Annotated in this window: 18 protein-coding genes; 11 read left to right on the plus strand and 7 right to left on the minus strand. The window is 63.5% G+C overall.

The genetic code is table 11. The annotated features are described in order from the left end of the window. Positions 1 to 2: 2 nt before the first annotated feature. On the minus strand, positions 3 to 935 hold the full coding sequence (gene ubiA / locus HMPREF9695_RS17510) for a 4-hydroxybenzoate octaprenyltransferase (protein WP_006022224.1): 933 nt from the start codon (positions 933 to 935) through the stop codon (positions 3 to 5). Positions 936 to 951: 16 nt separating this feature from the next. Beyond that, on the minus strand, positions 952 to 1662 hold the full coding sequence (locus HMPREF9695_RS17515) for a hypothetical protein (RefSeq protein ID WP_006022225.1): 711 nt from the start codon (positions 1660 to 1662) through the stop codon (positions 952 to 954). A gap of 179 nt (positions 1663 to 1841) precedes the next feature. On the opposite strand from HMPREF9695_RS17515, the gene HMPREF9695_RS17520 reads away from it, so the two are divergent. The 6 genes from HMPREF9695_RS17520 to HMPREF9695_RS17545 all read left to right on the plus strand — a co-directional run bounded on the left by HMPREF9695_RS17520 (position 1842) and on the right by HMPREF9695_RS17545 (position 7924). Beyond that, a complete protein-coding gene (locus HMPREF9695_RS17520) occupies positions 1842 to 2588 on the plus strand; it encodes a 16S rRNA (uracil(1498)-N(3))-methyltransferase (protein WP_006022226.1) in 747 nt (248 codons plus the stop codon). 133 nt (positions 2589 to 2721) lie between these two features. Continuing rightward, positions 2722 to 3864: an ATP phosphoribosyltransferase regulatory subunit gene (locus HMPREF9695_RS17525; protein WP_006022227.1), complete on the plus strand. Its 1143-nt coding sequence runs from the start codon at positions 2722 to 2724 to the stop codon at positions 3862 to 3864. After that, positions 3861 to 4838 carry an ATP phosphoribosyltransferase gene (gene hisG / locus HMPREF9695_RS17530; protein ID WP_006022228.1) on the plus strand — a complete coding sequence of 326 codons (978 nt, stop codon included), beginning with the start codon at positions 3861 to 3863 and terminating at the stop codon, positions 4836 to 4838. Before HMPREF9695_RS17525 ends, hisG begins: the two co-directional genes overlap by 4 nt. Before the next feature lie 133 nt (positions 4839 to 4971). Next, on the plus strand, positions 4972 to 6018 hold the full coding sequence (locus tag HMPREF9695_RS17535; protein ID WP_041712864.1) for a glycosyltransferase family 2 protein: 1047 nt from the start codon (positions 4972 to 4974) through the stop codon (positions 6016 to 6018). Continuing rightward, positions 6015 to 6866 carry a ChbG/HpnK family deacetylase gene (locus HMPREF9695_RS17540; RefSeq protein ID WP_006022231.1) on the plus strand — a complete coding sequence of 284 codons (852 nt, stop codon included), beginning with the start codon at positions 6015 to 6017 and terminating at the stop codon, positions 6864 to 6866. Before HMPREF9695_RS17535 ends, HMPREF9695_RS17540 begins: the two co-directional genes overlap by 4 nt. Before the next feature lie 257 nt (positions 6867 to 7123). Continuing rightward, positions 7124 to 7924, plus strand: coding sequence for a DUF2076 domain-containing protein (locus tag HMPREF9695_RS17545; RefSeq protein WP_006022232.1), 801 nt, complete (start codon positions 7124 to 7126; stop codon positions 7922 to 7924). Positions 7925 to 7995: 71 nt separating this feature from the next. On the opposite strand, the gene HMPREF9695_RS17550 is transcribed toward HMPREF9695_RS17545, so the two are convergent. Continuing rightward, a complete protein-coding gene (locus tag HMPREF9695_RS17550; protein ID WP_024919855.1) occupies positions 7996 to 8811 on the minus strand; it encodes a L,D-transpeptidase in 816 nt (271 codons plus the stop codon). A gap of 288 nt (positions 8812 to 9099) precedes the next feature. On the opposite strand from HMPREF9695_RS17550, the gene HMPREF9695_RS17555 reads away from it, so the two are divergent. Continuing rightward, positions 9100 to 9870, plus strand: coding sequence for a protein phosphatase CheZ (locus tag HMPREF9695_RS17555; RefSeq protein ID WP_006022234.1), 771 nt, complete (start codon positions 9100 to 9102; stop codon positions 9868 to 9870). 54 nt (positions 9871 to 9924) lie between these two features. Here the strand turns inward: HMPREF9695_RS17555 and HMPREF9695_RS17560 are convergent, their stop codons facing one another. After that, positions 9925 to 11121 (minus strand): MFS transporter, encoded by a 1197-nt coding sequence (locus HMPREF9695_RS17560; protein ID WP_006022235.1) that lies wholly within the window; start codon positions 11119 to 11121, stop codon positions 9925 to 9927. A gap of 60 nt (positions 11122 to 11181) precedes the next feature. Next, complete coding sequence (locus HMPREF9695_RS17565) at positions 11182 to 11718, minus strand: hypothetical protein (RefSeq protein WP_006022236.1); 537 nt, start codon at positions 11716 to 11718, stop codon at positions 11182 to 11184. 320 nt (positions 11719 to 12038) lie between these two features. On the opposite strand from HMPREF9695_RS17565, the gene groES reads away from it, so the two are divergent. The 4 genes from groES (at position 12039) to HMPREF9695_RS17585 (ending at position 17094) form a co-directional block, all read left to right on the plus strand. Beyond that, positions 12039 to 12335, plus strand: coding sequence for a co-chaperone GroES (gene groES / locus HMPREF9695_RS17570; RefSeq protein WP_006022237.1), 297 nt, complete (start codon positions 12039 to 12041; stop codon positions 12333 to 12335). A 171-nt stretch (positions 12336 to 12506) separates the two neighbouring features. Continuing rightward, positions 12507 to 14159 carry a chaperonin GroEL gene (gene groL / locus HMPREF9695_RS17575; RefSeq protein ID WP_006022238.1) on the plus strand — a complete coding sequence of 551 codons (1653 nt, stop codon included), beginning with the start codon at positions 12507 to 12509 and terminating at the stop codon, positions 14157 to 14159. Between the two features lie 152 nt (positions 14160 to 14311). After that, entirely contained in the window at positions 14312 to 15514 is a 1203-nt protein-coding gene (locus HMPREF9695_RS17580) for a hypothetical protein (protein ID WP_006022239.1), read from the plus strand. A gap of 35 nt (positions 15515 to 15549) precedes the next feature. Next, positions 15550 to 17094, plus strand: coding sequence for a phytoene desaturase family protein (locus HMPREF9695_RS17585; RefSeq protein ID WP_006022240.1), 1545 nt, complete (start codon positions 15550 to 15552; stop codon positions 17092 to 17094). A gap of 7 nt (positions 17095 to 17101) precedes the next feature. On the opposite strand, the gene HMPREF9695_RS17590 is transcribed toward HMPREF9695_RS17585, so the two are convergent. Both HMPREF9695_RS17590 and HMPREF9695_RS17595 read right to left on the minus strand, forming a co-directional pair. Next, the gene (locus tag HMPREF9695_RS17590) at positions 17102 to 17500 is read right to left on the minus strand and encodes an META domain-containing protein (protein ID WP_006022241.1); all 399 of its coding nucleotides are present in this window, start codon (positions 17498 to 17500) and stop codon (positions 17102 to 17104) included. A gap of 167 nt (positions 17501 to 17667) precedes the next feature. Beyond that, positions 17668 to 19332, minus strand: coding sequence for an L-lactate permease (locus tag HMPREF9695_RS17595; protein WP_006022242.1), 1665 nt, complete (start codon positions 19330 to 19332; stop codon positions 17668 to 17670). Positions 19333 to 19596: the final 264 nt, after the last annotated feature.

Raw genomic sequence — 19596 nt, forward strand, 5'->3', positions numbered from 1 at the left:
ATCTACAAACTTCGCAGTACGGCGTCGGCGAGCAATCCGGCGAACAGCAGCAATCCCGCGTTGCGGTTCGATTTGAACAACCGCAGGCATAGCGCTGAGTCATCGATCCGGATGGTCCGCACCTGCCAGACCAGATGGGCGGCGAACGCCGCCAGTCCGATCCACGCGAGCCATTGCGAGCCGCCGCGCCACAGCGCGACGCCGATCAGCACGACAGCAATGCTGTAGAAAATCGTCAGCGCGAGCTGCGTCCGTTCCCCGAACAGCAGCGCCGTCGACTTGATGCCGATCAGCACATCGTCCTCGGTGTCCTGATGCGCATAGATCGTGTCGTAGGCGATCACCCACGCGATCGAGCCTGCGTAGAGAAAAAGCGCCGTGGCATCGATCCGCGCCAGGATAACCGCAAATCCCATCAGCGCGCCCCATGAGAACGCGAGACCCAGAAACACCTGCGGCCAGTAGGTGACCCGCTTCATGAAGGGATAAATCGCAACCACCACGAGCGAGCCGATGCCGGTGAGGATCGCAAAGCCGTTGAACTGCAGCAGCACCGCGAGCCCGATCAGCGCCTGCAGCACGAGAAAGGCTGCGGCCTGCCGGACCGTCACCTGTCCTGCCGGAATCGGCCGCGATCGGGTGCGCTCAACCTGCGCGTCGAGCTTGCGATCGGTGATGTCGTTCCAGGTGCATCCCGCGCCGCGCATGACCACCGCGCCGATGAAGAACAGTACGATAACCAGCGGCAGTCCGCGCACGTCATGCGCGATGCCCGCGGCCAGCGCCGCCGACCACCAGCAAGGCATCAGCAGCAGCCACCAGCCGATCGGGCGGTCGAAGCGCGAGAGCCGAAGGTAAGGCCGCGCCCATAGCGGCGCATGGGTATCGACCCAGTTGGCGGTCGAGTCGGCGACGGGGGCTGCGGCGTTGCTCATCGCAACCCTTCTCAGATCAGCGGGTCAGGACGTTGCCGTTGAGCGTATCGAACGTGCTGCCGCCACGCTTGGACGGCTTGGCCTCGGGCAACGTTGCGGAGCCGAGCGCTTCGCTCAGGCTCGGGCCCGCAGGTCCTGCCTGCTGCTGCTGCGCCGCTGAACAAACCCGCTGCTGAAGCTGGGTGTAATTGGCATGCCCCTTCTTCATCTGCTCACCGACCTGAGGAGGGATGCCGCATTTCTGCGCGTTGGCATCGACGAACTTGATCATCTTCGCATCGGCCTGCACGAAATTCCCGATCAGCTTGCAGGCTTCCTGCGGCGTTGCCTTGCGCTTGCCGGCGGCCTGAACCAGCTTGCCCTTGGCTTCCACATCCGCGCGCAGCGGCAGGAAGCCCTTTTGACACTCTTCCGCGCCCGGCGGCGGACCGGCCTGTTGCTGGGGTGGCCCGCCGAAACCGCCGCCGCCAACGGGCGGAGCACCGGTACTAAAAGCGCTCGGCGACGGCTGCGGTCCAACCGGCGCAGCGGTTGCACCGTTGACGGGCGGAAATGGCGATGTGGCGGGTGCGCTGTTCACCGGAGGAAACGGCGATGCATTGCTCGCTGGAGCCGGTGCGGCCTGTCCTGGCAGCGGTGCCGGAAAGGCGCCCTGTGCGCGGACATCCGCAGCATGCAGGACGAAGGTGGCGGCAGCCAGCAATGCGATAGAACGGTAGGCGGTCACGGATTTTCCTCCGGCGGGTTCCAATGCGGATTTGCCACCACAGCGAAGGTGGCTTTTACGATTCTCGCCGCCCCTTAACAACCCGCTGAATCTGGCAGCAGCGCGGCGGCTCGTCATGCAAACGGCTGCCAATCCTGAATCATTCGGCTAGAAGTCTGAAAAATGAATGGATTGGCGTAATGCCCAAACTCGATTTCCGCAGCCCGCGGCTTTTTGTCGATGCACCGCTTGCGGCCGGTGCCGGTATCGCGCTGGACCGCGATCAAACCAACTATCTCGGCAATGTGCTGCGGCTCGCCGCAGGCGATACCGTCCTGATGTTCAACGGCCGTGACGGCGAGTGGCAGGCGACCCTCGCAGGCCGCAAACGGCCGGACCGCGCGGAGATCGTCAGCCAGACCCGGCCACAGGACGGCCTGCCCGATCTGCATTACGTGTTCGCCCCGCTGAAGCACGCGCGGCTCGACTACATGGTGCAAAAAGCCGTTGAAATGGGGGTTTCGGCGCTGCGGCCGGTGACAACCCGGTTTACCCAGGCAAGCCGCGTCAATGTCGAGCGGATGCGCGCCAATGTCATCGAGGCCGCAGAACAGTGCGGCATTCTCAGCCTCGCCGAGGTGCACGACCCCGAACCGCTCGAGCGCTGGCTCGGCGCGCGTAATGGTGCGCGGCTGCTGGTGTTCTGCGATGAAGACGCTCCGGCGGCCGACCCCGCCGCCGCCCTCGCACAGGCGGGCAACGGCGGCGCCAGCGGTATCGATGTGCTGATCGGACCCGAAGGCGGGTTCGCGGAAGAGGAACGCGCGCTTCTCCTCAAGCAGCCCCGCCTGGTGCAACTGTCGCTGGGTCCCCGGATTCTGCGCGCCGATACCGCTGCGGTCGCGGCGCTCGCCGTGGTACAGACCGCGCTCGGCGACTGGGGCTGACCAGATGCACGCTGAGGTTGCATTCCGGAAGACCTCTCATTAAGCCCTTTTCCGGATCGTCGTCGAAACCCGGGTATTCCCGTGTTAAGGGACTGCCGATTCAAGCCTTTTACATCTCGTTGGATACCGAAGAATGAGCCAGACCAGTGCCGCAACCGCGACCGGGTCCGCCGCACGGGCGGAGGCCTTGCTGCAGACATTTGCGCGGGCTGGCTACACCCATGCGCGCCCGCCGATCCTGCAACCGGCAGAGCCGTTTCTCGATCTGTCCGGCGAAGACATCCGAAAGAGCCTCTATCTGACCACCGACGCCAGCGGCGAGGAACTGTGCCTGCGGCCGGACCTCACCATTCCGGTGGCGCGGGACTACCTCGCCTCATCGCGCGCGGGCGCGCCGGCGGGATTCTACTATCTCGGCCCGGTGTTCCGGTATCGCGGCGGAGCGGCCAGCGAATTCAACCAGGCCGGCGTGGAATCCTTCGGCCGTCAGGATCGCGCGGCTGCCGACGCCGAGATGCTGGCGCTCGGTCTTGAAGCCGCCGCAGCGTTCGGCGTGACCGGCGTAGACATCCGCACCGGCGACGTCGCCTTGTTCGCCGCACTGATCGACGCGCTCGACCTGTATCCGGTGTGGAAGCGGCGCCTGATCAAGGATTTCAACCGCAAGATTTCGCTCGCGCAGGATCTCCAGCGCCTGACGCTGGAAACCGGCAAGACCCGCAACGAATATGAAGGCGTTCTGGCCGCGCTCGCCGGCTCCGACCGCAAGGCGGCGCTGGCGCTGGTCACCGACCTGATGTCGATCGCAGGCACCAGCAATGTCGGCGGCCGCACGGTGTCGGAAATCGCCGACCGCTTTCTCGAGCAGTCCACACTGAAGGGCGGCGCGTTGCCGCTTCATGCGCTGCAACTGATCGAGCGTTTTCTCGGCATCGCCGGCGAGCCGGATGACGCGGCGGCACAACTGCGCACGCTCGCAGCGGACGCGAAGCTCGATCTGGGCGCCGCCATCGACCAGTTTGAAAGCCGCACCGGCTTCATGGCTGCGCGCGGCATCGATACCAAGGCAATCCGCTTCTCCACGGCATTCGGCCGCGGCCTCGACTACTACACCGGCTTTGAATTCGAGCTGCACGCCAAAGGCGGCGGCTCGGAGCCGCTGGTCGGCGGCGGACGCTATGACGGGCTGCTGACCCGGCTCGGTGCGCGCGAGCCGATCCCGGCCGTGGGTTTCTCGATCTGGATGGAAGCGCTTTCGCAGGGGAGCGCCGCATGAGCACGCCGTTCGTTGTCGCCGTCCCGTCCAAGGGACGTCTCCAGGAAAACGCCGAAGCCTTCTTTGCGCAGGCGAACCTGACGCTCTCGAAACCGCGCGGCTCGCGCGAGTATCGCGGCACCATGTCCTGCCTCGCCAATGTCGAGATCGCCTATCTCTCGGCCAGCGAGATTGCGGCACAGCTCGCGCGCGGCGCGGTGCACATGGGAATTACCGGCGAGGATCTGATCCGCGAGAACATTCACAACGCCGACAAGCGCGTCATGCTGATCGAGAGTCTCGGCTTCGGCAGTGCCAATGTCGTTGTGGCCGTGCCGCAGGCGTGGATCGACGTTCGCACCATGGCGGACCTCGACGATGTCGCGACCTCGTTCCGCGCCCAGCACAATCACCGTATGCGGGTGGCGACCAAATACATCAATCTGACGCGCAATTTCTTCGCCAGCCACGGCGTGGTCGATTACCGCATTGTGGAAAGCGCCGGTGCCACCGAAGGCGCGCCCGCGGCGGGAACGGCTGAACTGATCGTCGACATCACCACCACCGGCGCAACGCTTGCCGCCAACGGACTGAAGGTGCTCGACGACGGTGTCATGCTGCGCAGCCATGCCAACCTCGTCGCCTCGCGCGACGCCGACTGGTCGGACAGCGCGCGGGAAACCGCGCGGGTTATCCTCGATCACATCGCGGCCAGCGCCCGCGCCCGTAAATACAAGGAAGTCCGCACCCGTTTCGCGGCCTGCAACGACGCCCTGCTCGCCGAGGCCCACAGCCGGTTCGGCGTGGTGTCGCCGTTCGGCGGGCCGACCTCATCGGGCATGGTGACGCTGCACTGTCCGCCGACGCAGCTCTACGCGCTCAGCAGCTTCCTGCGCGACTATGGCGCCGAGACGGTGTCGATCGCATCGCTGGAATATGTGTTCGACCGCGACAATCCGCTTTTCGCCAAACTCCAGACATTCCTGGGACAATAAGGTTCGGAGATTGCGGCGGCGCACGCTGCCGACACACCGTGGCGACAGCAACCGGCAACTACCATATGATACTTGAGCGCGCGTGATGCCGGATGACATCATGCCCCTGAAGGATGCTGAGGAAACCAACCCGATGACGCCGAGCGCCGATGTATCGAACCTGTCAGGCAGCAGCCGAACTACGGCTGCGCAAGGCCTTTCGATCGTGGTGCCCGCCTTCAACGAAGCGGCAGGTCTGGCGCGGCTGCACGAGCGTCTCTGCGCCCTCGCCGCTGCGCTCAAGCAGAAGTACGGACTTGCCTGCGAAGTCGTCTATGTCGACGACGGCTCGACCGACACGACGCTGAGCATCGCGCGCGGGCTGCCGCCGACCGCTCTCGACGTGCAGGTGGTGTCGCTGTCGCGCAATTTCGGCAAGGAAGCGGCGCTGATGGCCGGGCTCGATCATGCCCGGCGCGGCGCGGTGCTGTTCATGGACGGCGACGGCCAGCACGCGCCGGAACTGGTGGAGCGGCTGGTCAGCCACTGGATCGATGACGGCTATGACGTCGTCTATACCGCGAAGGCGCATCGCGACAATGAATCGGTCCTGCGGCGCATGGGCGTGCGCACCTTCTACGCGCTGATCAACTGGGGCTCACGGCAGAAAATTCCCGAGGATGCCGGCGACTTCCGCCTGCTGTCGCCGCGAGCGGCAGCCGCGCTGCGTCAGCTTCCCGAGCGCAATCGCTTCTTCAAGGGCCTCGCAACATGGATCGGCTTCAAGCAGATTCGCGTCGACTATGAACCCGAAGCGCGCGCGCATGGCGTCACCAGCTTCAGTCCGGGCCGCCTGCTCGGTCTGTCCATCGAGGGACTGACGTCGTTCTCGGTTGCGCCGCTGCGCGTGGCGAGCCTGCTCGGGCTGCTGCTCGCGTTCGTCGCGTTCCTGTTCGGCCTGTCGATACTTTGGGAAACGATTATCGACGGCAAGTCGGTCCCCGGCTATCCCTCGCTGGTGGTCGGCCTGATGACCATCGGCGGCGTGCAGCTCATCATGATCGGGGTGGTCGGCGAATACATCGGCAAGATCCTGTCCGAGATCAAGGCGCGGCCGATCTACTTCGTCGCGGAGCACAGCGTGAAAAGCGCCGACACGTCTGCTGCCGCCGACAAGACACCGCAGACCGCGGCTGAATGAGAGTGGGTTCGCCGCCGCGCCACATCTGGTTGTGCGCCGACGATTACGGCATGAGTCCCGGCGTCAATCGTGCAATCCGCGATCTGATCGTTCAGAAAAGGATCAACGCCACCTCCGTCATGGTGGTCGGCGCCGCCGTGGATCGCACCGAGATCGAAGCCCTGACACAGGCGGTTGCGGCCAATCCCGACTGCGCGATCGGATTGCACGCGACGCTGACTGCGCCGTTTCATCCGCTGACCATGCACTTCAACCCTCTCAATGGCGGACAGTTTCTGCCCCTCGGCAGGCTGCTGCGTGCGAGCCTGCTGCGGCGGCTCGACCCGGAAATCATTCAGGCCGAGTTGCTGGCTCAGATCGCCGCCTTCAGACAAATGTTCGGCCGCGCGCCGGACTACGTCGACGGACACCAGCACGTGCAACTGTTTCCGCAAATTCGCGATGCGTTTCTCGTCGCGGTAAAGGAGGCTGCGCCCGGCGCATGGGTTCGCCAGTGCGGCCGCTCATTGCCGCTGGCGCAGCGGCTCGACAGCCCGAAAGCGCTGCTGCTCGATGTGCTGAGCGAAACGTTTCGCAAGAAGAGCGCGCGCGCTGGCATCGCCTTCAATCCGGGATTTTCCGGCGCGTATAACATGGTCCGGGGCCGCGAATTCGCCGATGCGATGAAAGGCTTTCTCGACGGTCTTCCCGACCGCGGCCTGGTGATGTGCCATCCCGGCTTCGTCGACGAAACGCTTGTCAGCCTCGATGACGTCACGCATCAGCGCGAACGCGAATTCGCGTTTCTGAGCAGCGATGACTTTCCCCGGCTGCTGGCAGCAAGCAACGTGACGCTCGACCGTGCATGATGCGCTCCCTCTCCCCGCTCGCGGGGAGAGGGTTGGGGTGAGGGGCCACCTAGATCACTCGAAATTCAAACGCCCCTCACCCGGATCGCAAGGGCGATCCGACCTCTCCCCGTAAACGGGGAGAGGTGAGAAGGCGCTTTTTGTCGCACCGCAAGCGCCAACTTTCCTAAATTTAATTCACGCCGGGACTTACCCCGACACAATGCAGCGTTACATCTTTCCGCGCATTCGCATGCCGGATGCTTGAGGAGGGAATCATGACACCGCAGGAACGCCAACTGGTTGACGATCTGTTCGACCGTCTCGCCAAGGTCGAGAATTCACCGCGCGAGCCGGACGCGGAGGCCGCAATCATGCAGGGTTTGCGCCGCGCACCGAACGCTGTCTACGCCCTCGTGCAAACCGTGCTGGTGCAGGACGAAGCGCTCAAACGCGCCGAGGCTCGCATCCAGGAACTCGAAGGCGGAGCGCAGCAACCGCAGCCCTCCGGCGGATTTCTCGATTCGATGCGCGATGCGATTCTCGGCCCCGGCCAGGGACGCGGTTCCGTACCGAGCGTTCGTCCCGGTGACGGCACGCAGCGCGGTCCGGTCTGGAACAGCGGTCAGGCGCTCAATCAGGCCGACGCCCGCATGGGCGGCGACCCGCGCATGAACGATCCGCGGATGAATGATCCAAGGGCCGGCAATCCCGGCGGCGGGATGTTCGGCGGTGGCGGCGGCTCGTTTCTCGGAACGGCGGCGGCAACCGCGGCCGGCGTGATCGGCGGATCGATGCTGATGAACAGCATTCGCGGCATGATGGGCGGCGGCAGCCAGCAGAGCTTCGGCAGCAGCGCTGACTCCGGCGGCAGCAAGATGCCATGGAGCAACGATCAGTCCTCGGGCAGCCTCGCACGCGACGCCGGACTCAACGACGTCGGCAAGAGCGGCAACGACAGCCAGCGCCAGAGTTCCTACGATCAGGCGCAGGCGGACGCCGATCAGGACCAGGATCAGGACCAGGACGACGACGAGGATTACGACAACTTCGATGACGGCGACAGCGATTACGCCTGATCGGCCTGATCGATAACAAACGAAAACGGCCGCTGAAACAGCGGCCGTTTTTTTTACGAGTCCGGTTCTGCTCAGATCACGATGACTTTGGTGCCGACATTCACCCGGCCGTAAAGGTCGATGACATCTTCATTGCGCATCCGGATGCAGCCCGACGACACCGCGGTGCCGATGGTCCATGGTTCATTCGAGCCGTGAATGCGGTACAGCGTCGAGCCGAGATACATTGCGCGGGCGCCGAGCGGATTTTCCGGACCGCCTTCCATGTGGCGCGGCAGATCAGGACGGCGCTTGAGCATTTCCGGCGGCGGCGTCCATGCCGGCCACTCCTTCTTTGCCGAGATCGTCTTCACACCCGACCACTCGAAGCCGGGCTTGCCGACACCGATGCCATAGCGCAGCGCCTTGCCGCCGCCCTGCACCAGATACAGAAACTTGTTCGGCGTATCGATCACCAGCGTTCCCGGCGCATGCCGGCCATCGTACTCGACGACCTGCTTTTCGAACTTCGGGTCCATGCCTGGACGGCCCGGTTCGATGCCGACGTCGCCCTGCCGCATCTCATAACGATATTGCGGGTCCATCGGCGGCAAGCCGCCGCGCGAGGGCATCTGCTCATAGCGTTGTTCGTAGCGCGGCGCCTGATAGTTCGGATCGCCCGACTGTCCGCCGCTGAAAAGAAACTCGATCAATCCGCCGCCCATGTTGGAACTGGATCGTTCGTTATAGGCGACGCGGATCGGCATCGGAGGCGTTGAGGTCGGCTGCGCGTAAATCACGCGCGGCTCGGGGACAGGCATATCGTCATCGTATGCGAAAGCCTGCATTGGACTGGCGCCGAAACACACCGCGCCGGCGACAAGCGCGAGGGAAGTTTTTCTGAACATCGACGTACTCTGCACTGTTTCGTCGTTGACGCGCGGACAGCGCGCCTGAACACGAACATTTAAGGTTAAAAGCGCGTCGGTTTGGTAAACAAAACCGGCTTTCGGATTCACCACATCCGCACCGGCAGCGTGTTCTTCGCGACAGCGTTTATTTTCGATAAACGCGCACCCCGCATGGTTAACCGTTGGTATGCGCCATCGGATACTTCGTTGAAGCAACAGTTCCACGCGAAACCTCGCGTTAAATTACGCCGGGTTACAAACGCCTCATCAGGGATGGGGAAACCAATGGCCGTTCAGCGTAAACGATTCCGTATTGAAACGATTCAGTCCGGCAGCATGCCGATAATCGATCACGATGAGAGCGAGATTATTCCGCATCATCATCAGATCATGAGCGAGCTGCGCGCCATTCGCGCGCAAATGGCATCGCATCACCGCGGCCCGGTCGCGGAGCAGGATGAAAATCCCTCAACTCACGAACTGACCGAAGCCCAGCAACTGCTCGGAAGCTACCGCGCGCAGATCGAACAGTGCGAGAAGCTGAAGGTCGAACTCGATCTCATTCACGATGCCATCAACCGCACCAAGCAGGAAATCGCCGTGCTTCACGGCAAGAGCTTCAGCGGCGACGAAATGGCGAAAGTCACCGGCGAACTGGGCGCCGTCGTCGGCGGCACCGAGGAAGCCACCCAGCAGATCCTTGAAGCTGCCGAGGCGATCGATCAGGCCGCAAGCGCGCTTGGCAAGACAATGTCGCCGGATCAGCAGATCCAGCTCAGCGAGGAAATCCAGGATCGCGTCGTCGGCATTTTCGAGGCGTGCAACTTCCAGGACCTCACCGGCCAGCGCATCAGCAAGGTGATGAACACGATGAAATTCATCGAGCATCACATCAACGTCATGATGGAGATCTGGGGCGGCGTCGACGCCATCAAGCAGCACGCGCCCGCCATCATCGACACCCGCGTCGGCGATGCCCGTCTGCTGAACGGCCCGAAGAGCGCGGATGAAGAAGGCCACGTCTCGCAGGACGACATCGACGCGCTGTTCAACTAACGCGGTCGATATCTCGGATTCAAAACCCGGAGGCCTGCCTCCGGGTTTTTTCGTTCAGGATGGCCGCCGAAGCAGCACGAAACACGCCAGTGCGAGCAACGCCACGCCGATCAGCAGTTCCAGCGCCACCTGCCCCGACCAGCGATCGATCACATAGGCCAGCGCGAACGGCGACAGCGCCTGACAGATTTGCGCCGGGCGCGCGATCCGGCCCACCACGCGCCCATAACCGACGGCTCCGAACAATGTCAGCGGCAACGCACCGCGCGCGATGGTCACGACGCCGTTGGCGGCGCCGAACATCAGCGCAAACACCGTTGCAACGCCGGGCGAGATCCCGGCCGCGACAAGCAGAATGAACGCACACGCCATCAGCGCCATCGCGATCCGCACCAGCCAGAGTGGATGCAGCCTGCCGCCCGACATGAAGTCCGCGATGCGCGTCAGGACTTGCGCAGGCCCGAACAGCGCCCCGATCATCACCGCGGTGCCTGCATCGATACCGCCCCGCTGCAGGATCGTCAGCAAATGCGCAAGCGTTCCCGATTGCATGATGGCATGGGCCGCGAACCCCGCAGCGACCAGAAGGAACGGCATGCCGACCGATGGGATGATGGCGGCGGTTTTGACGGGGGCCGCGCCCTCCGCCGCCGGCGGCGGCGCATAGACGGCATTGCGCGGCAGCGCGAACGCATAGAGCGGCGCGACAATGAAGGCCATCACGCCGGCGAACACGAAATAAACACTGCGCCAGCCGCCATGGGCGATCAGCATCTGGGTTGTCGGCCATGAAAACGTCGAGGCAAGACCGCCGACGAATGTCACCAGCGTGATCGCTCGCCGCGACGACGCGCCGAAAATACGCGTCAGGGCGGTGAACGCAGGATCGTAAAGGTTGCAGGCCATCGCGATGCCAAGCAGCACCCAGCCTGCGAGATAGAGCCAATATTGATCGGCGAGCGGCAGGATCAGGAGGCCGAGCGCGCCGATCAGCGCGCCACCCGCCATCACGTAGTGACCGCCGTGCCGCTCCACCAGGTGGCAACTGAAAGGCGAGGTCAGCCCCGAGACGCCAAGCCCGATTGAAAATCCAAGAAGCGCCTGCGCCAGCGACCAGCCATGGGCCGCCGCGATGTGGGGCATAGTCAGCCCGGGCGGGTAGAACAGCGCGCCCCAGCCCAGGACTTGTGTGATGCAAAGAACGATGACGGCGCGGCTGGGCCCGGAGCGGAGGACTTGCAGCCCGGCCATTGCGCGTTCACGTCCCCGACGTCGAGAATCATCTGTTATCGGGAACAATAAACCAATGCGCTATGCGCGCGGTGCGCAGCGGACATACACCATCGTGCCATAACGGCTGGCGGCATCCTTGTCGATGAACCGCGTCATCAGCACCCGTCCGTCGAACGAGACGATCTCGCGATCCTTCTCGCCGCCGACCGGACCGGCCGGACCGATATAGTTCTTGCCGCTCTGGCTGCCCTTCAGGCGCAATTCCTGCGGGGTAGCTTCGTCCGGCAGATGCATGATGACACCGCCGGTGGCGCCTTGACCGATCACGTAGGGGTTCTTGCACTGGCCGCGCGCCGCCGCTTCGGTTCGGGCGCGATCTTCCGGCTTGTGGAACGAGGCGAGACCCCAGCGGCCGACAATTTCATCGGCCCGGATGGTGGCCGGCACGTCGGGTGCGACGCCCGGCTCCTGCACCGTGGGCTGCGATCCGCCGCCGAAGCCGCTGAACCCACCGAAACCACCGCCACCACAGGCACCGAGAAAGCCCGACAATAACGAAATGGCTGTCAACGTAACGATTCTGGAGCCTTTGGTACGCTCACTCACTGTGGTCATGGTGTCTCCCGGCAAGAACACTTGGCTGGCTGCCAGACCGACAGACCCGCCGTCACACTGCGTGAGCTGACCCCCGTCAATACGCAGCGTTCCCCTTTATGGTTTCCAGATCATCCTATATTGGCCTCACCAAGGCCTTAAGAGCCTTGCTTGACAGGATCGATACCAACCCATATTCCCGACCCCGTCATTAGCACTCTTGGAGCGCGATTGCTAAGGGCAAGGCTTCGTCCCCTCAAGGGGTTAGCTGAGCCCATTATCCACGGCCCGCGCCCCGCCGCACGTCAAATCTTACCTAACCAACGCCCAAAGGACATCCGATGGCCAAGACAACTTTTCGCCCGCTGCATGATCGTGTCGTCGTCAAGCGTATCGACGCCGAAGAAAAGACCAAAGGCGGCATCATCATTCCTGACAGCGCCAAGGAAAAGCCTTCGCAGGGTCAGGTCGTCGCCGTCGGCCCCGGTGGCCGCGACGAAGCCGGCAAGCTGATCCCGATCGATCTGAAGGCCGGCGATACGGTGCTGTTCGGCAAGTGGTCCGGCACCGAAGTGAAGCTCGACGGTGAGGAACTCCTCATCATGAAAGAGTCCGACATCATGGGCGTGCTGAAGTAACGCACGTTTGCACGCTGTCATGGCCGGGCGTAGCCGCTCGAAGAACGGCGTTCTGGAAAACGCCTATGTCCCGGCCATCCCGACAAGATGAGCACCGCGCCTGATTGACCGGGATCACCCGGACAAGCCCGGTGATGACATCATTCGACATCTCAATTTGGAGGAATCCACATGGCTGCCAAGGACGTAAGATTTTCCGGAGACGCGCGCGACCGCATGCTGCGCGGCGTCGATACCCTCGCCAACGCCGTCAAGGTGACGCTGGGCCCGAAGGGCCGCAACGTCGTGATCGACAAGAGCTTCGGCGCACCGCGCATCACCAAGGACGGCGTCACCGTCGCCAAGGAAATCGAGCTTGAGGACAAGTTCGAGAACATGGGCGCGCAGATGCTGCGCGAAGTCGCCTCCAAGACCAACGACACCGCGGGCGACGGCACCACCACCGCCACCGTGCTCGCCCAGGCGATCGTCCGTGAAGGCGCCAAGTCGGTTGCCGCCGGCATGAACCCGATGGATCTGAAGCGCGGCATCGACATCGCCGTGACTGCAGTCGTGAAGGACATCGAGAAGCGCGCCAAGCCGGTCGCTTCCTCCGCAGAAATCGCTCAGGTCGGCACCATTTCGGCCAACGGCGACTCCACCATCGGCTCGATGATCGCCAAGGCGATGCAGAAGGTCGGCAACGAGGGCGTCATCACTGTTGAAGAAGCCAAGTCGCTCGACACCGAAGTCGACATCGTCGAGGGCATGCAGTTCGACCGCGGCTATCTCTCGCCGTACTTCGTGACCAACCCCGAGAAGATGACCGCCGAGCTGGAAGACGCTTACGTGCTGCTGCACGAGAAGAAGCTCTCCGGCCTCCAGGCCATGCTGCCCGTGCTCGAAGCCGTGGTGCAGACCGGCAAGCCGCTGCTGATCGTCGCCGAAGACATCGAAGGCGAAGCTCTCGCAACACTGGTGGTCAACCGTCTGCGCGGCGGCCTCAAGGTTGCAGCCGTCAAGGCGCCGGGCTTCGGCGATCGCCGCAAGGCGATGCTGGAAGACATCGCGATCCTGACCGGCGGCCAGCTGATCTCCGACGATCTCGGCATGAAGCTCGAAAGCGTGACCCTGAAGATGCTCGGCCGCGCCAAGAAGGTCGTGATCGACAAGGAAAACACCACCATCGTCAACGGCGCCGGCAAGAAGGCCGACATCGAGGCGCGCGTGAACCAGATCAAGGCGCAGGTCGAGGAAACCACCTCGGACTACGACCGCGAGAAGCTTCAGGAGCGTCTGGCCAAGCTCGCCGGCGGCGTCGCGATCATTCGCGTCGGCGGCGCAACCGAGATCGAAGTGAAGGAAAAGAAGGACCGCGTCGAGGACGCGCTCAACGCAACCCGCGCGGCCGTTCAGGAAGGTATCGTTCCGGGCGGCGGCACCGCGCTGCTGCGCGCCAAGAAGGCCGTCGGCCGGATCAACAATGACAACTCCGACGTGCAGGCCGGCATCAACATCGTGCTGAAGGCGCTGGAAGCTCCGATCCGCCAGATCGCCGAGAACGCAGGGGTCGAAGGTTCCATCGTTGTCGGCAAGATCCTCGACAACAAGACCGAGACCTTCGGCTTCGACGCGCAGAACGAAGAGTATGTCGACATGGTCGCCAAGGGCATCATCGATCCAGCCAAGGTGGTTCGCACCGCCCTGCAGGACGCGGCCTCGGTCGCCGGTCTCCTCGTCACCACCGAAGCGATGGTCGCCGACGTGCCGAAGGAAGCAGCACCGGCAATGCCGGGCGGCGGCGGAATGGGTGGCATGGGCGGAATGGGCGGCATGGGCTTCTAAGCCGGGCCGTACGCCTCGACGACATCATCAAAGGCCGCCCGCGGGCGGCCTTTTTTATTGGCTCATATTCAAGAATCACCGCGACAATCCGTCCGGGTTTTGAGATTGTCCGCCGTCTCCACACTCGCCATCCCGATTCAGGATCGAAACTCATGCGCGCATTGATGATTGGCTGCACCCTCGCCCTGGTGGGAGCAGGACCATGGCTGGCAGCCCAGGCTCAGACCGCCAAGGACGCGAAAGCCGCGCCGGCCGCGAGCGAGGTCCGCTATTTCAATGCACTCGGTGATCTGCTTGGCGACCTGCCGGTCGATGCGTTCATCAAGGAGACGCGTCAGGGCGGCAAGCTCGTCGCATCGACACTCGACGTTTGCTACTCCGTCTCCACGGCCTCGGACCGGAAGGACCGCTTTGTCATCGACCTGAAGGTGGAAGGCGAGAAGCTCTCCGGCAGCGGACAGAGCATCGAAAGCAAAACCCCGGTCACCGTCAGCCTGACCCGCAAGGGCAGCAAATCCGTTTCGTTCGACGGCAAGATCACGGTGGGCAGCCATCTCACCTCGGTATCGTCGCCGGACAACGCCGATGTCGATGAAAAGGAATTCCAGCAGTCGCAGGTGGTCGACGACGATCTCAGCGAGACGCCGAAGGACTTCACGCAGGTCTCGCCGCAATCGGTGGCCGTCCGGGTGAAGCGTGAAAATTTCGCGCCGCTCGTCAAAAGCCTCAAGGGTCAGAACGTCCAGATCGCGCTCGACAGCATCGCCACCGACTGCAACGCGCTGCGCTCGGGCCATCAGGTGTTGCGCCTGTTTGTCGATCCCGCCCGTGCGCCGGCTCTGATCGCGAACCTGAAGGCAGCTCCCGGCGTGGTCGCTGCGGGCTGGACTTCCGGTACTTACGATATGGAGCGCGCGGTCCGTTTCCCCGCCGGCGACTGGAGCGAGGGCGGCAAACTGAACCGCGACAAATTCACGGCGGCTCTCACCGCCCTGGCCGCGAAAGTCATGTCCGCAAAACCTGCGACGTCGACATGGAACGAGGCCACCGGCGAACTCACCTTCACGCTCAAGCGTCCGAGCCAGCTCGCGCCGGCGCTGGAACTGACCGAGACGCTGGAAATCACCGCGCTGGTCAGCCCGGACAAGCCGGGCGGCTCGGATCGTCTGATCGTCTGGCTCGGCGTTCCCTCCAGCAAAACAACCGACGAGACGGCCGCGCCTCAGTTGCAGTTCTCCGAGGATTCCGGCGGCGAGGAAGAAAGCACATTCAACGACGACGATGGAATGATCAAAGCCATCGCGGCCGAACTGAAGGGCCAGCGCTGGGACACCGATAAGGCATCATGGAAATAGCCCGCAGTCCCGCCGGTCACAGGATTCGATAGCGCATGGCGCGCTACGACGCCGTCATCATTGGCGCGGGCCTCGGCGGCCTGACCACCGGCGCGATCCTTGCGCGCGCGGGCCGCAAGGTGCTCGTGATCGAGCGCAGCAATTCCGTCGGCGGCGCTGCCTCCAGCTACAAGGTCGGCGACCTGTTTGTCGAAGGCTCATTGCACGAGACCAGCGATCCGCACGATCCGCGCGACCCCAAGCACGATCCATTGACGCGCGCAGGCGTGCTCGACGCAGTGACATGGATTCCATCAGGTACGTTCTATGAGGCGCGCGGCGGACCGGTCGGTGCGCCGCTGACCCTGCCCGACAATTTCGATGCCGCCCGGCGTGCATTGGTCGAACGGTTTCCCGAGGCCCAGGGCGGCATCGACCGCTTGCTCGGCGAAATGGAGCAGATCGTATCCGCAGCGAGCATGCTGTCGCGCGGTGCCGGCGCATTCAAATCGCCATCGCAGACATTCGGCGCATTGCGAAACCTGCTGCCCTCGATCCGGGACTGGAATCTGTCACTGTCGCAGAAACTTGACCGCGTCTTCGGAGCCAACGAAGCGGTCAAGGCGGCGGTCGCCGCCAACCTGTCCTACTACCACGACGATCCGGCCACGACCTGGTGGTTGTTCTTCGCCGCCGCACAGGGCAGCTACCTGCTCAGCGGCGGACGCTATGTGCAGGGTGGATCGCAGCGCCTCTCCAGCGCGCTGGCGCGCGCCATCAAGGCGGCGGGGAGTGATGCGATCCTGCGGCGGACCGCCAGCGGCATCGGTGCCGATGCCCATGGCCGTATCGTGAGCGTCACCCACACCGCCAGGGACGGCAGCGATCCGCAGACCGTGGAGACCACACGTGTCGTCGGCAACGCTGCGCCCGAAACGCTGGCCGAATTGCTGCCCGAAGCCAGCGGCGCGAAGCTCACCGCAGCCTATGGCCATCGCCAGCGGTCGATCTCGCTGTTCATGCTCACGCTCGGCCTGTCAAAGCCGCCGCGCGAGGTCGGTGTCAGCAGCTATTCGACCCAGCTGCTGCCCGGCTGGATGACCAGCCTGAACGATTATGCGCAGGCGACCGCGCTGATGGCCGACGAGCCTCTTGAGCGGATGCCGCCGCTCGCCATCGCCGACTACGCCGCGATCGAGTCAGGCGTGCCAGCGCCGCCCTACGTTCTGTCCATCGTCGGCCCCGACCGGCTGTCGAACTGGACCGGCGGCGATCAGGACAGCTACCGCGCCAAGCGCGCGCGCTGGCAGGATGCGATCGTGGCCTATCTCGAGGAGCATTATCCCGGACTGACGCAAGCGACCATTGCGTCGACGTTCAACACTGCACTGTCGGTGCAGCAGTATCTCGGCGCGCCGCAGGGCGCCGTCTATGGATTCGCACCGCTGACGCCGCGCTCGCTGTCCAGCGCCTTGCGGCAAACACCCGCCACGCCAGTGCCGGGACTGTATCTGGCCTCGGCCTATGCAGGATTTGGCGGTTATACCGGCGTGATCCAGTCGGCCGGCGCCTGCGCCGACATGATCCTGCGCGACCGCTAGAGCGCGCTCAGTTCGTGCTGATGCGGAATCGCAGTGTCGCGGCTCCGATGAACGAGACGAAATCGCCCTGCCGTTTCCACGTGGCGGCGGCACCCAGCGCATTCAGTAACGCGTCATCAAGCTGCGCACGCTCCGGCGTGCAGCCGCGGTCTTCCATCGTTCCCGGCACGAAGATAACGGTGTCGTTCGCCACCGAGAACTGCCCCTTGCCGGACTTGCACCACAGATCGAGCTGCGCCTCGCCGTTGTCGCCAATCTCAAGCGTCGGAATTTTCTTCGATCCCGGCTGCGGACGCGCCTCGAGAGTCATTTCTGCTCCGAACGGAAACTCGCTCGCCGCATGAGCCTGACCGATGACGCCGATGGCAAAAGCAAGACCGGCGAGAGCGTGTCGCAGAACCGTCATGGATGACCTCACGAGTTTCAAACCGCGCGCGGTTCTAGACGTTCAGGACTGCTTTTTCCAGTGTGCGCGCGGCTCAAATTGACGCGCAGAACGCGGGCGGAAAAGCCAAAGAAAATCCCCGCGGCTTGCGCCGCGGGGATGCTTTCGCGCGTTACGGCAGCGATGGTTTACTTCAATACCATCGCCGTGAACGGATAGACGTAGGCCTGCAAGGTCACAAGGACACCAACGAGACACGCCAGCACGATCGAGTGCCAGAACACGTAACGCAGGATCGATCCTTCGTGGCCGTACCAGTTGGTCGCGGTGGAAGCCACCACGATGGACTGGGCGTCGATCATCTTGCCCATCACGCCGCCGGACGAGTTCGCCGCAGCCATCAGGATCGGCGACAGGCCGAGCTGTTCCGATGTGATCTTCTGCAGGTTGCCGAACAGCACGTTCGAGGCGGTGTCGGAACCGGTCAGCGCCACACCCAACCAGCCCAGCAATGTACCGAAGAACGGATACAGCACGCCGGTCGCAGCGAACGCCAGACCGAGCGTCGCATCAACGCCAGACAGGCGCGTCAGCGTGCCGATCGCCAGCATCGCCGAGATAGTGATCAGCGAGATCGCGCAGACCTTGATGGTGCGGCCATATTCGCCGATCAGCTTGGCGGGCGAGAAGCCCATCAGGATGCCGGAGATGATCGCCGCAATCAGCATGCCCGTTCCGGTGAACGACAGATAGGTGAACGAGAACACGGCACCTTCCGGCGTCGGCTTCGCAGCCACCGGCGGCACCTTGTTGATCATGTTGTGCAGATCGGGAACGGGATAGTTCCAGGTGAAGATCGAGTTCGCCCAGGTTTTGAACGCCCCGTTGCCCCAGATCAGCATCACGATGCAGACGATGATCCACGGCAGCATCGCACTCCAGAGCTGGGACTGCGTCAGCGGCGTGGTATCCAGCGGCTTGGTCGGCGCCATGGTCGCGGCCGAATCGTCGTTCCCGCGAAGTGCCGGCGACGTCCACAGCACCTTGGGCTGCCAGACCTTCAGGAACAGGATCAGCGCGCCCATCGAGATCAGCGACGCGCCGATATCGACGATCCATGGATTGATGTAGTTCGAGATCACGAACTGCGGGATCGCGAACGAGACCGCGGTGACCAGAATGGCCGGCCACACCTGCATCATGCCGCGCCATCCGGCGAAGGCCCAGATCACCCAGAACGGCACCAGCAGCGAGAAGAACGGCAACTGCCGTCCGACCATCGCACCGAGGACATAGGGATCGAAGCCAGTCACCGACGCGAGGCCCTGGATCGGTGTGCCGAGCGCGCCGTAAGCGACCGGCGCGGTGTTGGCGATCAGGGACAGACCCGAAGCGGCCAGCGGCGAGAAGCCGAGACCGATCAGGACCGCGCCGGTGATCGCCACCGGTGTGCCGAAGCCGGATGCGCCTTCAAAGAAGGCGCCGAACGAGAAAGCGATCAGCAGCAACTGAATGCGCCGGTCGGTGGTGACGCCGCCAATTGCCCGCTGCAACAGTTCGAAACGACCGGTCTCGACCGTGATCCGGTAGAGAAAGATGACGTTGAGTACGATCCAGCCGATCGGAAAGAATCCGACGACGACGCCGAGCAATGACGCACGGATCGACATCCCGGCCGGCATGGTGAAAATGACAATCGTGATGATGTTGGCGACGATCAGCGCGATGATCGCAGCGATATGCGCCTTGACCTTGCCGCTGGCGATCAGCACCAGAAGCGTGACAACGGGGATGGCGGCCGCGATCGTCGACAGCGCGGCATTCCCCAGCGGATTATAGATTTGATTCCACATTGCAGTTTCCTCCCCCACGTTATTGTTGGCGACGCCTGACCAGAGCGTGGTTGGTCAACGCGTCTGCATGCCGGAGAGCACAACCATGTGATGAAAACCGTGAGCGCGGGCCGAGGCCCCAAAACGCTCACAATGCCAAATGAAACGGGCTCCCCAGCCCTTTCGCCGTCCGCGGCATGCTAGAGTGATTGCCGCACAATGGACAAGATGTCGCAGGAAGGGGATTTTGCGACTTTCGTCTAGTATTTGAAAATTCCCAATACC

This window comes from Afipia broomeae ATCC 49717, from assembly GCF_000314675.2.
In the GTDB taxonomy this organism is placed as follows: domain Bacteria; phylum Pseudomonadota; class Alphaproteobacteria; order Rhizobiales; family Xanthobacteraceae; genus Afipia; species Afipia broomeae.